The organism is Thalassobacillus sp. CUG 92003 (genome assembly GCF_013618635.1).
GTDB lineage: Bacteria > Bacillota > Bacilli > Bacillales > Halobacillaceae > CUG-92003.
Map to the genome: position 1 here is coordinate 15,362 of NZ_JABLSJ010000009.1, position 13,331 is coordinate 28,692.

The window sequence follows — 13,331 nt, forward strand, 5'->3', positions numbered from 1 at the left end:
TAAAAGGGGTCCACATATGTATCCAAATCTTTACATTGAATACTTAGCCCATTTTCACGGCACGCGTGACTATTTTGAATGCCATGAAGTGCTAGAAGAATTATGGAAAGAAAGGGAGCCTGGCGTGCGTGATTCTGTCTGGGTACTCCTGATTCAAATCGCTGTCTGCCAGTACCACTACAGGCGTGGCAATAGCAAAGGGGCCTCCATTATGAATGAAAAAGCCTTAGCAAAATGGCCAAAACGCCATGAAGAAATCGAAAAACTTGGCCTGGATCATTCAGAACTATACGGCTGCTTGCAGAAGGTTCAGACCAACATCAATCACGATGTGCCTTATCAAAGCATTAATTTACCGATTCATGACCCTGAGCTTTTAGAGAAAACTGAAAACATGTGTCAATCGTGGGGGGTAACATTCGGTGACGACAGTGATTTGAAAAATGATTTTCTGGTCCATAAGCATAAACGGCGTGACCGTACCGGCGTCATTGCTGAACGGGATCGAAAGCAAGCCGACGATCAGTCAAAACGCTAAAAACACCAGACAACCGGGCTGTTCCCAAAGTCTGGTGCTTATGATGTTGGAGGAGTTGAATTATCCACTTCGCAACGTTCTAGGAAAGATATCGTAAGATCGTTCGAGGTGACATCATATTGCCCGTAATAAAATTCACGGACCCCTTGAATCATTTTCCTTCCAATTCCCATATTACGATGAGAAGGATTGACAGAAATGTGCTGGACAATCACGTATTGCTCTTCAATACGCACGCCGACCGTCCCCAGGATATCCTCTTCTTTCCATAGGAACAGCTGCCATTTTTCATTATCCTCGTATTCTTTTATTGTGTGTTGAAGCTTTTTGACATCCTTTTCCTCTGGCATGAACGACAAAAGCCCCATGGCGATTTTTTCAAACGCCTTCTTATATCGAATTAACATAATATCCCTCACTAAGAAAATAGCTTTCCAATCATAGATAGTAAAAATAAAACCGCGATGCCCAGGACGAGCCAAAAAAGAATTTTTTCTTGTTTATTGCTATCTTTCACCAAACTTCATCCTTTTTACATGATGGGAATTTATCATACAATAACGAACCAGTAATATAATCCCCATACTAACCCTAAGGTTAAGAGTATGGCAAACAAAATCCCATTTTTCTGTTTCATCGTATTCCTCCAGAAATTGAAGTGTGCCATTGTACACCTCAGGCAATAGCATAATCTAAACAAGCCAAATATTCAACCCACGCTCATACTCCGCCTCAAATGGAAGGTTTCGTACCACCAAAAGGACACCAACAAAGTTCTAGTTGGTGTCCTTTCTGCTTATTCGTCCCAAACTTTCACTTCTTGCATCGTGTCACCTTTTTGGATGCGCAATACCGTATCCAGGCCTTCAGTTACTTGCCCGAAGACGGTATGGACACCATCTAAGTGAGGCTGGGGTTCATGGACAAGGAAGAATTGGCTGCTTCCTGTATCTTTACCAGCATGAGCCATGGAAAGACTACCTGCTACGTGTTTATGAGGGTTGCCTTCCGTTTCACATTTAATGGTTTCACCGGATCCTCCTGTCCCTGTGCCTGTAGGGTCCCCACCCTGAGCAACAAATCCGGGAATAACGCGATGAAAAATAACATCATCATAAAACCCGCTGTTCGCTAATTTTTCAAAATTCGCCACGGTGTTAGGGGCCGCTTCAGGAAAAAACTCGATAGCGATTGTTTCCCCATTCTCAAATTTTATGGTTCCTTTTTTCATCATAAAACCTCCCATTTCTTATTCATACGATACGTCTAATCGCGTTAAATCTTGAAAACTTTCCCGCTGGATAACGAGATGATGCTCTGCATGTTCAACAAACACGACAGCAGCGCGCGGGAAACGATTATAGTTGTTAGACATGGAATAACCATAAGCACCCGTGCTGAAAACAGCAATGACATCGCCCGGCGATACTTCCGGTAACGCCACGTTCCATATTAGCATATCTCCCGACTCACAGCACTTCCCAGCTATGGAAACCTCCTGAGTAGCCGGTTCCCTCATCTTGCTCGCCGCTACAGCTTCATATTGAGCTTGGTATAAAGCAGGACGCAAGTTATCCGTCATGCCCCCATCGACTGAAATATAGCGTCTTACTCCAGGAATATCCTTTGTCGAGCCCACAGAATATAAAGTCACTCCAGCATCGCCCACGATGGCTCTCCCCGGTTCGATCCAGATTTCAGGCATCGGATACGCATAGTGATCCGATTGTTGTTTCACTTCTTCAATTAAAGCCTTGGCGTATTGATCGAATTCTAAAGGATCATCGTCATCGGTATACTTAATCCCAAATCCGCCCCCTAGGTTAAGCACTTCGGCCGTAAAGTTGTAATTGCGCTGCCATTGGGATAAGGCTGAAATTAATTTTCTTGTGGCCAGCCGGAAGCCGCTTGTTTCAAAAATTTGGGATCCGATATGGCAATGCAGCCCGGTTAAGCGCAAACGCTTGTCTTCACGTATTTTCAGAAATCCTTCTTCTGCTTGGCCGTTGCTGAGGTCGAAACCGAACTTGGAATCTTCTTGTCCGGTCAAAATGTAATCATGGGTATGGGCCTCGATTCCCGGCGTCACCCGTAACAACACATCCATGGTACGTTGCTGTTCATCAAGGATGTGAGACAATAATGTAATTTCATGAAAGTTATCGACTACGATGCATCCAATATCATGTTTGACAGCCATTTCAAGCTCAGGGATGCTTTTGTTATTTCCATGCATATGAATCCGTTTGACAGGGAAACCAGCTTCCAAGGCTGTATGAAGTTCTCCTTCTGACACAACGTCCAAACTTAACCCTTCCTGTTTAGCCACTTGAAGCATAGCGATGGATGAGAACGCTTTACTGGCATAGGCGACTTGGGCTTTTACTCCAAAGCTCTTAAAGGTCTCAACAAACGCTCGGGCATTTGCTCTGATGCGTTCAACATCATATACATACAACGGCGTGCCATAGAGGTCGGCAAGCTCTAAAGCATCAACGCCGCCAATCATTAAATGACCATTTTCTCCTACACTCTTGTTCATAATCGATCCGCCTTTCCTATTCCGGTTCCGCTCTCAAAGAAAAATGTCCCTGACTGTGGACCAGTAAGGAACATAACATATTACTAACGTTTAATTTATCACATTGATAAAGAACCGGCAATATACTAAGGTTGCCGTTTATTGTTTTGGGGGTGTACAACGCTCGGGCGATATTTCGTGAATGGAATTGACATTCTGATAAGCACTTGGAACAAGGCTTTTGCATTAAAGGGAATGAACGGCCATAAATAAGGTGTGTTAAGGGTTTTCGTCGCAACCAATAATAAGATATACAACATCCCTCCAATGACCAGTCCTTTCACCTGAAACATTGCCGTGGCAAGTACAAGCAGGAGACGACAGAGCTTGTTCGCCACGCTCAATTCGTAACTTGGGGTTGCAAAGGTCCCTATTGCAGCAATAGCGACATAGAGAATGACTTCCGGTATAAATAAGCCCACGTCAATGGCGATTTGGCCAATTAATACAGCTGCAATCAACCCCATTGCCGTCGATAAGGGAGTGGGCGTATGAATGGCAGCAATCCTCAGAAATTCAATGCCAATATCAGCAATCAAAATCTGAACAAATACAGGCAAGCTACTTTCTTCGCTTGGTCCAATAAACGCCAACTGTTCTGGGAGTAGCGATGGATCCAATACCAATACCAGCCATAAAGGCAATAAAAAAACAGACGCTAAAATGCCTAAGAATCGCATCCAACGGATAAATGATCCCGTGATGGGAGATTGTCGGAATTCCTCAGCATGCTGAATATGATGAAAATATGTGGTAGGCATGATAATCATACTCGGTGAAGTATCAACCATAACGAGCACATGCCCCTCTAATAAGTGGGCAGATGCCACATCTGGCCGTTCCGTATATCGGACCAAAGGAAACGGCGTTCTACCCTGATGAACAAGAAATTCTTCCACCGTTTTATCAGCCATGGAAAGCCCATCGATTTTAATATTCTCTAATTCCTTCTTTAATAACTTTACTAACCCCGGGTCCGCCACCCCATCAATGTAGGAGAGACAGATGTCGGTTTTTGAGCGCTCACCTACCCGCATGATTTCATTGCGCAACCGTCCGTCCCGAACCCGCCTTCTTGTCAATGCGGTGTTCTCAATAATGTTCTCGGTGTAACCGTCTCTCGACCCTCGCACCACTTTTTCCGTATCGGGCTCTTGTGGAGGCCGTCCGGGGTACGTCCTCACATCGACGACTAGAGCTTTCCTTTCACCGTCAATAAAAAACACGACAAGACCCGAGAGCATTTCCACCAGGGCATCGTCTATCGTTTCAACAATCTCTACCTGCTGGTGAACGAGATGATCATGAATTTGCTCAAAGATGTCCTCATCCTTATCAAGATGATTGAGTTCTAATAATTCTTTCATCAACTCTACGATAACCGGTGTTTCACATAAACCCGTTACATAATACATGCTGACATTTGTCTTTAATACAGGAAATTTCCGATAACCTAAGTCAAACGAGGTTCCCACACCAGCACGTTTGTCCATAACCTGTTCATTATTTTTTAAATATGATGAAATCGGAATCTGAGGTTCTTGCTTATTCGCCATCAGTCCGCCTCCTTCCTGCACGGTGATCCTACTATCCCTTTGGCTTAAAGAAGACTGCTACGAGAAAACCAAATAGTATGGCAGACGCAATACCTGCTGATGTCAATTGAAACATCCCGACCGCTATCCCGATTATGCCATGTTCATCTGCCTGCTCCATCGCTCCATGTAATAAAGAGTGACCAAAGCTCGTAATCGGAACTGTAGCTCCTGCCCCCGCGAATTCGATCAAGTTATCATACAAATCAAACGCGTCCAACACTGCCCCCGCAACGACAAATGAACTCATAACGTGCGCAGGGGTAAGCTTCCAAATATCCATAAGCAGCTGGCCGATTACACAGATTCCACCGCCGACAACAAAGGCCCATACATAATCCATCAGCTCCCCTCCTCTCGTAAAAGGACGACACCGTGGGCGATAGCCGGAATGGTTTCTTTCTGTTGAATCATCGTAGGGCTCATTAATGCCCCAGTAGCAACAACAAGGACTTTAGTCAACCGACCTTGCTTCAGATCCTCCATTATCTTTCCATACGTTACGACTGCTGAACACGCACACCCACTACCACCACTAAACACCGGCTGATCGCTATGGTAGATCATGAGCCCGCAATCACTATGCTTCTCTGTAATATCATAGCCATCCTCAGCAAGCATATCGCGTAAAATCGGCGTCCCTACTGCTGAAAGATCGCCCGTTACGATTAAATCGTAATCTTGAGCTGTACGTCCCATATCCTGAAGATGCGTTTTAATTGTGTCATAAGCAGCAGGGGCCATCGCCGAACCCATGTCAAATGGATCATTCGTTCCGTAGTCCATCACTTTGCCAATCGTAGCAGACTCCACTCTGACGGAACTTTTTTGTTTAGAAAGTAATGCGGCGCCACTTCCTGTTACAGTGAACGTCGCCGTCTTCGGCTTTTGGCCACCGTATTCAGTGGGATAACGAAATTGCCTTTCCGCTGTAGCATTGTGCGAACTTGCCGCCACCAAAACGTGATCAGCATAACCGCTGTTTACAAAAACCGCCCCGTTAGCGAGCGTTTCCATCGAGGTCGAACATGCGCCAAACATACAAAGAAAAGGCGTCTCGAGTTGTTTGGCAACATAGTTAGCTGTTACATTTTGATTTAACAAGTCTCCCGCTAAAAAAAGATTGACATCCGTTTTATCCACCCCTGCTTTTTTTAAACAAGCGTTAACCGATTCTGTCATTAAACGCCGCTCTGCTAATTCCCAGTTGTTTTCTCCACAATGGAGTTCGGCATGGATCTGATCAAATGTATCCTTTAACGGTCCTTCTCCTTCTAACGGCCCTACAGACGTACCTGTCGCTTGAATATATACCGGTTTTTCAAAATACCATGTACGTGATCCCATTTTGGACATACCAATTTCCTCCTAAAACCAAATCTTCCATGAATAACGGATAATTCCGAGTAAATAAGCGGAGACGACCCCAAACACGATGACCGAACCCGCCAGTTTAAACAAGTTCGTGGCTACACCTAAAACGAGCCCTTCACTCTTATGTTCCAATGCTGCAGATGAAACCGAATTGGCAAACCCTGTAACCGGGACGGCTGAACCAGCCCCTGCGAATTGACCTAATTTATCATAGACACCAAAGCCTGTCAGCAACGCTGCTATCAGAATCAAGGTCGTAACCGTAGGATTTCCGGCATCTTTTTCAGAGAAGTTGAACACTTCCACGTAAAATGTCGTGATTCCTTCGCCTAGCATGCAAATAAGACCGCCCACGACAAATGCTTTCAAACAATTGATAAAATAATTCGGTTTAGGCTGATACGTTTTTATTGTTTGATTGTATTGCTTCTGATCAAATGACTGTTTCATATAAGTGGTGCCTCCTAGTTCACAAATATGACCCATTGAAATAATGAGCCAGCAATTTTTCCTAAAACTAGCGCCATCAATAAAATGAAGACTTGATCTTCAAATCCGATACGTTTTGCGAGTAATGGAAAAACATTGAGTACTTCCGTTAATGCCCCTGCCAACATCCCAATAAAAATGCCGTGCAACGCTCCCCATACGATCAACATAACGATGGGAAACGAAAACGGTACATCGCCAAAAGAAAGGTAGATACCGAACATCACGCCGGTCATCACTGCAAGTTCATAAGAGTGGATATGAGACACGGAATGACTGATTTGCATAAGCCGTGGAATAATGCCGAGCACGGTTAAAAATGCAACGAAGCCGGTACCGACAGCAACTCCTGCTGAAAAGCCGATAATAATTTCAACTAGAATCGTCATGCTTTTCGACCTTATTTTCATGTAAGGACACGTAGCGGTTCAAATCTTGCTGGTAATTAAACACTTCAATTTCCATCGGGCTCGGTTCTTCATTGAATTTTTTCTTGAATATGTGATTAAAAAACAGGATCATACCTGTACCTAGGCCGATAGAATAAGGAACTTGAATCCAAAGTGGGTGTTCAGCTTCTTCACCTGTCAGCATAAAATGAAGTTTCTGCTGGACGGATTCCATACTGACATCATAATGAAAATTCATAATGGCCATCGCTGCGCCGACAAAGAGCAGAATCCATATTCCACTAATCAACCAGGGTCTAACGGGCATTTTGGGTTGTTGGATGCGCACGATACATTGTGATGGACCAATCAATTGCAAATCTAATTCCAAAGCTCCGGCATCTCCATCAAGTAAATGATCGATAATGAAAAATCCATCGAGTATTACCAGACTTTTATCTTTAGCCGTTATATGGTGAAGCCCTGTTTCATTCAGCTTACGAACCGTGTCGTTTGGACCAGTCACTAGGGCTACATCTTTAAGCTGAACATCATAATCACGCGGTAACGTTACGGACTGTTTTAGTCGAATATAGACCGTTTGCGGCACCCTCCCACCTCCTGAAGAAGAATCAATTTTGATGTTAGTATGGTTGTTTGAGCCGAAATCATGCATGAGAGTCAGATACTGGGAAAGGTGTTTTTTGTCAATTTCGCCTTAGCTTCATCAATCATGCTTCCTGATGACCCATCCAGCTATAACAGACCTAAAGACCTCGCCATTTCCCAGACAACCCATTTCGTTTCGGTCATGGACTGTCCCTTAAATAAAGGGTCAGTTAAAGTTTGTTGTTGATATGTGAAGTGGATATTTATCTCGAAACGGAGTCTTTCGCTAAGGGAGCAGAATTCTGTAAGACTCGATTTCGAGATGTTTGTGGGAGTGTAGGGCCGCTGGGGAAGGATTCGCTTTCCTGCGGGGGAACTGCCAAGCCTCCTCATGCTTCGCCTGAGGAAGCTCACCCCATGCCCACGGAAAGCGATCCATTTTCCCATCCAGCATCCGCATACACAGAAGTCTCGAAACTGACTCTTCCACAATAGGGGGTTTTAGTTGAATTAGCCCATATATAAAAAAAGAAGAACTTCCATAAAGTTGGAAGTTCTTCTTTTGATAGTAATATCAACACTAAACTTTAACCGAGCCTAAATAAAACACAAAAAAATGCCGAATCCATTCACTCGGCATTTTTTTGTGTTTTATTTAGTATTGTCACAGGTTCAAACTTCCATCTGTTTTTTTATATCACTTAAAATTTTCTTTTCCAGACGGGACACTTGGACTTGAGAAATTCCGAGCCGCTCAGCCACTTCCGATTGCGTTTGATCTTTATAATACCTTAAATAAATAATCAAACGCTCGCGTTTTTCGAGCTGACCCAAAACCTCTTGCAACGATAATTTATCAAACCAATTTGTATCGTCTTCGGCCATTTGATCGACCAGCGTGATCGGATCGCCCTCATTTTCATAAACGGTTTCGTAAATAGATTGCGGGGAGCGTCCAGCTTCTTCAGCATGGATGATCTCTTCACGCGTCAAATCCATTTCTTGGGCCATTTCATCAATGGAAGGGGAGCGCCCTAGCTCTTTGATAAGCTCCTCTTTTTTGGCTCGAATTTTGTGATTTAGTTCTTTCAAAGAGCGGCTGACTTTGACGCTTCCATCGTCCCGGATAAACCGCTGGATTTCTCCAATGATCATGGGGACAGCATACGTGGAAAATTTAACGTCAAAACTCAAGTCAAACTTATCAATCGATTTCAACAAACCGATGCAGCCGATCTGATACAAGTCGTCTGGATCATAGCCGCGGCGGATGTATCGTTGAACGACGGACCAGACAAGTCGGGTGTTATTTTCGACTAAAAAGTCACGTGCATCCTGATTCCCGTTTTGACTATCTTCAATAAGACTTCTTACTTCATCATCAGATAGGGTTTTTCTCGACAGTTTAGCATTCATAGGCATCCCACTAATTACATAGCGCCTTGTTTGTAATGAGCTGCTTAAACATGCGAACGGTTGTACCTTGACCTTCGTTAGACGTGATGTCTACTTCATCCATGAAATTCTCCATAATCGTAAAGCCCATTCCGGACCGTTCCAGTTCAGGTTTTGAAGTGAATAAAGGTTCTCTTGCTTCGTCCACGTCCCCGATCCCAATACCATGGTCTTGGATGGTAATTTCGAGTCGACCTTCATCGATCCGGCAGGAAATCAGCACTTTACCATCCTTTTTTTCATTGTAACCATGGATGATTGAGTTCGTCACCGCTTCTGAAACGACTGTCTTAATATCTGTGATTTCTTCCATCGTCGGATCCAACTGACTTACAAATGCGGCAACAGTGACCCTGGCGAGCGATTCATTTTCGCTAATGCTCAAAAATTCAAGATTCATCTCATTTTTCATGAAGCCACCCCCAACATTTTTAAAGCGAAAGATTCGTTGTCAACGAGCTTCATAATTTTGAACATGCCCGATAAATCGAACAATCGTTTTACTTCCGGGGATATCGAGCAAATGACCATTTCTCCTGAAGATTTTTGCATTTCTTTATATCGTCCCAGGATAACACCAAGTCCTGAACTATCCATAAAATAAAGTTTTTCTAAATTCAAAATAACGTGTTCAATCGGCTGTTGCTGCAAAATCTGCTGCCACTCTGAGCGCAGATGGTTCGCTTCATGATGATCAAGCTCACCATCTAAACGGACTAGCAGTACATTTTCGATGCGTGTAAAGTTGACCTTAAGACCCACTCCCATTCCTCCTCATTGAATGATATAGTGAGTCTTTCTCTATATTTTGTTCGATTTCCTTCTCCTTTACAGGACTAGTGGCAAATCGCTAAAAGTTCTCAAAAGTCGTCATATATTTCCATGAACGCTGCCACAACGTCCAAAAATCGGCTTGATTGACTGTATTACCCGCAACGACTTCCATTTCAGACAGTTTTTTTCCATTTTTCATGACCATTAAATTCCCTTGCTTATCCCCTTCGGACACAGGCAGTTCATCTGTATGGTCAAGCTTAAGCTGAAGCTCATACGTGTCGTCTTTGCTGCCTTTTCGCTTGAGAACAGTGACATCTGATTTCGGCACCACATTCAAGGTTACCGGTTTACCGCGATCCATCCGCTTGACAGACAGCGGCTTATCCTGTTTATGGAGGATTTGGGTATCATATTGCTGGAAGGCATAATCAAGCATACTGGCTACATCTGCATTACGTTCTTTCGGTGTTTTGGCACCCATGACGACCGTAATCAACCGCATCCCGTCACGTTTTGCTGTGGCAGTTAAGCAGTACTTTGCTTCCGAGGTGAAGCCGGTTTTAAGCCCATCCATACCCGGATAGGATTTCATGAGTTTATTTGTATTAACGAGCCAAAATTCATTTTTCTGACCTTTGCGTAAGTAATCATCATAAATTTTTGTATATTCGGTTATCTCTTCATGTTTCAAAAGCTCCTGAGCCATAATAGCCATATCATGTGACGTTGAATAATGATTGTCTGCTGGAAGTCCCGTCGGATTCACAAAGTGGGTGTTTTCCAAGCCAAGTTCGGCGACTTTATTATTCATCATCTCCACGAATTGCTCTTCATTTCCTGCGATACGTTCGGCTAGTGCAACACTCGCATCATTCCCAGATGCTACAGCTACACCTTTCAATAGATTTTTGACAGACATTTCTTCGCCTGCTTCTAAAAAGATTTGTGAGCCGCCCATCGATGCTGCATGCTCGCTCACCCTTACTATTTCATCAAGCTTGATTTTTTCCTCATCAAGGGCTTCCATGATAAGCAGCAGCGTCATCACTTTTGTCATACTCGCTGGTGGAAGCTTTTTATCTGCTTCTTTTTGATAGAGGATTTGACCGCTATTTTTTTCGATCAAAATAGCAGATTCTGCACTTTCTGTTAATTGTATTTCTTCTGCATTTTCTTTAGCTGAAACGGATCCTATGGTGGCCATACTCCCCACTACCACTGTTAATAAAACGATCCAAGTTCTCATCTTCTTTCCTCCCATCACGTAAGTGTTCCTATATTTCCCTCCATCCCCTGTTCTATACAAAAAAACAGCCTCCCATTAGGAAGACTGTTTAAATCATGGCGATTACCCTTTCATTTTAACTGAAACTACTTGATAACTTTGTGAATCAACGTGATAGGGTCGGGTTGATCATCCTCTATCACATAAGCGCTCAATACCCGATCGATCGAATCTTGGGGGTGCGCGTCCTCAGCATGTAAAACCGCGAGTGTTTCACCTTCGCTCACTTCATCCCCGATTTTCTTCTGCAAAGATATCCCGACACCATGGTTAATAGCATCATCTTTTGTCGCTCTTCCAGCGCCGAGATACATAGCTGCTACCCCGATCGATTCAGCATCAATCGCAGCTACATAACCACCCTTAGGTGACTTCACGTCAACGTGGTACTGAGAAGAAGGCAGTTTGTTCAAGTCATCGATCATCTCAACGTTACCGCCTTGCGCTGCGATAAAAGTACGAAAGGCTTCAAATGCTTTCCCATTATCCAAATTCTCAGCAAGCTGATCATACGCTTCTTCATAGGAAGAGAACACCTCAGCCACGACTGCCATATGAGCCGCAAGCTCCAACGACAGACGTCTTAAATCATGTATGCGTTCGCCTTTTAAAACAGCGACCGCTTCTTTGATTTCATTTGCGTTGCCGACCTCAAAACCGAGGGGTTGATTCATATCACTGATAACAGCGACCGTATTGCGGCCAAGATTGTTCCCGATTCTGACCATTTCACGTGCCAGTGCCTCTGATTCTTCTAACGTTTTCATAAAAGCGCCTGAACCTGTTTTCACGTCCAAAACGATACTGTCTGCTCCTGATGCAAGCTTCTTGCTCATGATCGAGCCTGCAATCAATGGAATCGAGTCGACTGTGGCGGTCACGTCTCTGAGTGAATAAAGTTTTTTATCTGCCGGAGCAAGGTTCCCCGTTTGACCAGCTATAGCTAGTTTATTCGTATTGACACGATCCACAAAATCCGCTTTGCTCATCTCAATATCGAACCCTGAGACTGATTCAAGTTTGTCCAAGGTGCCACCCGTATGTCCTAATCCCCGACCAGACATTTTTGCGACCGGAATGCCGACCGAAGCGACAAGCGGGGCTACGACAAAACTCGTTTTGTCACCTACGCCGCCGGTTGAATGCTTGTCCACCTTATGCCCTTTAATTGAAGATAGATCAATCGTTTCGCCTGAATCAACCATGGCTTGGGTGAGCGTAGCGATTTCCTGTTCATCCATCCCTTGAAAATAAATTGCCATCATGAGAGCTGACGCTTGATAATCAGGAATATCTCCTCTTGTATAGCCTGCCACGAAAAATTCAATTTCTTCTTGTGTCAGGACGTGCCCGTTTCGCTTTTGCTGAATGATATCTACCATTCTCATAGCATTATCCCCTTTATCCGTTAGTACTTTTCTGGCAAAGTGTTCACAATATGTTTCACAAACCCTAAGAAATCTTCCCTGACTTGAGCTGTCGTCTCAATCACTTCGTCATGGGTCAGGGGTTGATCAAGAATGCCAGCAGCCATATTAGAAATACATGAAATGCCGAGTACACGCATGTGAGCGTGGTTCGCCGCCACGACTTCCGGGACTGTCGACATCCCAACCGCATCGCCTCCTAAGGTGCGAAGCATACGAATTTCTGCTGCTGTTTCATAAGCGGGCCCTGTATTCCCTACGTAGACGCCATTTTGCACCGTCAGGCTGAGGTGCTCCGCACAACGGTTGGCATGCTCAATCAATTCGCGATCATACGCCTGAGACATATCCGGGAACCTTTCTCCTAAAGCTTCCTCATTTGCACCTAATAGCGGATTATCACCCATTTGATTGATGTGGTCCGTGATCACCATGAGATTACCTGCCTCAAATGTTACGTTAATGCCTCCTGCTGCGTTCGTAACGATTAACGTTTCCACTCCCAGTTCTTTCATGACACGAACCGGAAACGTGACTTGTTTCATCGAGTAGCCTTCATAGTAATGGAAGCGCCCTTGCATCGCTATGACGTGACGTCCTTCTAGCGTCCCAGCGACCAACTGCCCTTTATGCCCGGCCACAGTAGACTGTGGAAAATGAGGAATGTCTCCGTATGGAATCACAACAGGGTCAGTGATTTCATCGGCCAATACACCTAAACCTGATCCAAGAATCAGTCCGGTTGTCGGTTGATGCTGTAAACGATCATTCAAATAAGCTGCTGCTTGTTTAATTTCTTCAATATACATGCT

At 44.2% G+C, this 13,331-nt stretch carries 16 protein-coding genes; 1 reads left to right on the top strand and 15 read right to left on the bottom strand.

Annotated elements, in window-relative coordinates; translation table 11 throughout:
* The first annotated feature begins 16 nt into the window (after positions 1-16).
* Positions 17-538, top strand: coding sequence for a DUF309 domain-containing protein (locus HOP45_RS13855; protein ID WP_181349990.1), 522 nt, complete (start codon positions 17-19; stop codon positions 536-538).
* Positions 539-576: 38 nt separating this feature from the next.
* Here the strand turns inward: HOP45_RS13855 and HOP45_RS13860 are convergent, their stop codons facing one another.
* The 15 genes from HOP45_RS13860 to HOP45_RS13930 all read right to left on the bottom strand — a co-directional run bounded on the left by HOP45_RS13860 (position 577) and on the right by HOP45_RS13930 (position 13,328).
* A complete protein-coding gene (locus HOP45_RS13860) occupies positions 577-945 on the bottom strand; it encodes a GNAT family N-acetyltransferase (RefSeq protein WP_181349991.1) in 369 nt (122 codons plus the stop codon).
* 389 nt (positions 946-1,334) lie between these two features.
* Complete coding sequence (locus HOP45_RS13865; RefSeq protein ID WP_181349992.1) at positions 1,335-1,769, bottom strand: peptidylprolyl isomerase; 435 nt, start codon at positions 1,767-1,769, stop codon at positions 1,335-1,337.
* A gap of 18 nt (positions 1,770-1,787) precedes the next feature.
* A complete protein-coding gene (lysA, locus tag HOP45_RS13870; protein ID WP_255437658.1) occupies positions 1,788-3,080 on the bottom strand; it encodes a diaminopimelate decarboxylase in 1,293 nt (430 codons plus the stop codon).
* 125 nt (positions 3,081-3,205) lie between these two features.
* Positions 3,206-4,675 (bottom strand): spore germination protein, encoded by a 1,470-nt coding sequence (locus HOP45_RS13875; protein WP_181349993.1) that lies wholly within the window; start codon positions 4,673-4,675, stop codon positions 3,206-3,208.
* Positions 4,676-4,706: 31 nt separating this feature from the next.
* A complete protein-coding gene (gene spoVAE / locus HOP45_RS13880; protein ID WP_181349994.1) occupies positions 4,707-5,057 on the bottom strand; it encodes a stage V sporulation protein AE in 351 nt (116 codons plus the stop codon).
* A complete protein-coding gene (spoVAD, locus tag HOP45_RS13885; RefSeq protein WP_181349995.1) occupies positions 5,057-6,070 on the bottom strand; it encodes a stage V sporulation protein AD in 1,014 nt (337 codons plus the stop codon). Before spoVAD ends, spoVAE begins: the two co-directional genes overlap by 1 nt.
* Before the next feature lie 12 nt (positions 6,071-6,082).
* A complete protein-coding gene (gene spoVAC, locus HOP45_RS13890) occupies positions 6,083-6,538 on the bottom strand; it encodes a stage V sporulation protein AC (RefSeq protein ID WP_181349996.1) in 456 nt (151 codons plus the stop codon).
* 14 nt (positions 6,539-6,552) lie between these two features.
* A complete protein-coding gene (locus HOP45_RS13895) occupies positions 6,553-6,966 on the bottom strand; it encodes a stage V sporulation protein AB (protein ID WP_181349997.1) in 414 nt (137 codons plus the stop codon).
* Positions 6,950-7,576, bottom strand: coding sequence for a stage V sporulation protein AA (locus HOP45_RS13900; RefSeq protein ID WP_370458030.1), 627 nt, complete (start codon positions 7,574-7,576; stop codon positions 6,950-6,952). The genes HOP45_RS13895 and HOP45_RS13900 overlap by 17 nt, the downstream gene beginning before the upstream one ends.
* 671 nt (positions 7,577-8,247) lie before the next feature.
* Positions 8,248-8,997, bottom strand: a complete 750-nt coding sequence (gene sigF, locus HOP45_RS13905) for an RNA polymerase sporulation sigma factor SigF (RefSeq protein ID WP_181349999.1) — start codon at positions 8,995-8,997, stop codon at positions 8,248-8,250.
* A gap of 4 nt (positions 8,998-9,001) precedes the next feature.
* On the bottom strand, positions 9,002-9,442 hold the full coding sequence (spoIIAB, locus tag HOP45_RS13910; protein WP_181350000.1) for an anti-sigma F factor: 441 nt from the start codon (positions 9,440-9,442) through the stop codon (positions 9,002-9,004).
* The gene (spoIIAA, locus tag HOP45_RS13915; protein WP_181350001.1) at positions 9,439-9,792 is read right to left on the bottom strand and encodes an anti-sigma F factor antagonist; all 354 of its coding nucleotides are present in this window, start codon (positions 9,790-9,792) and stop codon (positions 9,439-9,441) included. The genes spoIIAB and spoIIAA overlap by 4 nt, the downstream gene beginning before the upstream one ends.
* Positions 9,793-9,880: 88 nt before the next feature.
* Positions 9,881-11,053, bottom strand: a complete 1,173-nt coding sequence (locus HOP45_RS13920) for a D-alanyl-D-alanine carboxypeptidase family protein (protein WP_181350002.1) — start codon at positions 11,051-11,053, stop codon at positions 9,881-9,883.
* Between the two features lie 125 nt (positions 11,054-11,178).
* A complete protein-coding gene (locus HOP45_RS13925; protein WP_181350003.1) occupies positions 11,179-12,480 on the bottom strand; it encodes a pyrimidine-nucleoside phosphorylase in 1,302 nt (433 codons plus the stop codon).
* Between the two features lie 20 nt (positions 12,481-12,500).
* Complete coding sequence (locus HOP45_RS13930; RefSeq protein WP_181350004.1) at positions 12,501-13,328, bottom strand: purine-nucleoside phosphorylase; 828 nt, start codon at positions 13,326-13,328, stop codon at positions 12,501-12,503.
* Positions 13,329-13,331 lie beyond the last annotated feature (3 nt).

Coding starts and splice junctions, on each gene's coding strand:
- HOP45_RS13855 (WP_181349990.1), top strand. CDS start 17: ATGTATCCAAATCTTTACATTGAATACTTAGCCCATTTTCACGGCACG.
- HOP45_RS13860 (WP_181349991.1), bottom strand. CDS start 945: ATGTTAATTCGATATAAGAAGGCGTTTGAAAAAATCGCCATGGGGCTT.
- HOP45_RS13865 (WP_181349992.1), bottom strand. CDS start 1,769: ATGAAAAAAGGAACCATAAAATTTGAGAATGGGGAAACAATCGCTATC.
- lysA (WP_255437658.1), bottom strand. CDS start 3,080: ATGAACAAGAGTGTAGGAGAAAATGGTCATTTAATGATTGGCGGCGTT.
- HOP45_RS13875 (WP_181349993.1), bottom strand. CDS start 4,675: ATGGCGAATAAGCAAGAACCTCAGATTCCGATTTCATCATATTTAAAA.
- spoVAE (WP_181349994.1), bottom strand. CDS start 5,057: ATGGATTATGTATGGGCCTTTGTTGTCGGCGGTGGAATCTGTGTAATC.
- spoVAD (WP_181349995.1), bottom strand. CDS start 6,070: ATGTCCAAAATGGGATCACGTACATGGTATTTTGAAAAACCGGTATAT.
- spoVAC (WP_181349996.1), bottom strand. CDS start 6,538: ATGAAACAGTCATTTGATCAGAAGCAATACAATCAAACAATAAAAACG.
- HOP45_RS13895 (WP_181349997.1), bottom strand. CDS start 6,966: ATGACGATTCTAGTTGAAATTATTATCGGCTTTTCAGCAGGAGTTGCT.
- sigF (WP_181349999.1), bottom strand. CDS start 8,997: ATGCCTATGAATGCTAAACTGTCGAGAAAAACCCTATCTGATGATGAA.
- spoIIAB (WP_181350000.1), bottom strand. CDS start 9,442: ATGAAAAATGAGATGAATCTTGAATTTTTGAGCATTAGCGAAAATGAA.
- HOP45_RS13920 (WP_181350002.1), bottom strand. CDS start 11,053: ATGAGAACTTGGATCGTTTTATTAACAGTGGTAGTGGGGAGTATGGCC.
- HOP45_RS13925 (WP_181350003.1), bottom strand. CDS start 12,480: ATGAGAATGGTAGATATCATTCAGCAAAAGCGAAACGGGCACGTCCTG.
- HOP45_RS13930 (WP_181350004.1), bottom strand. CDS start 13,328: ATGTATATTGAAGAAATTAAACAAGCAGCAGCTTATTTGAATGATCGT.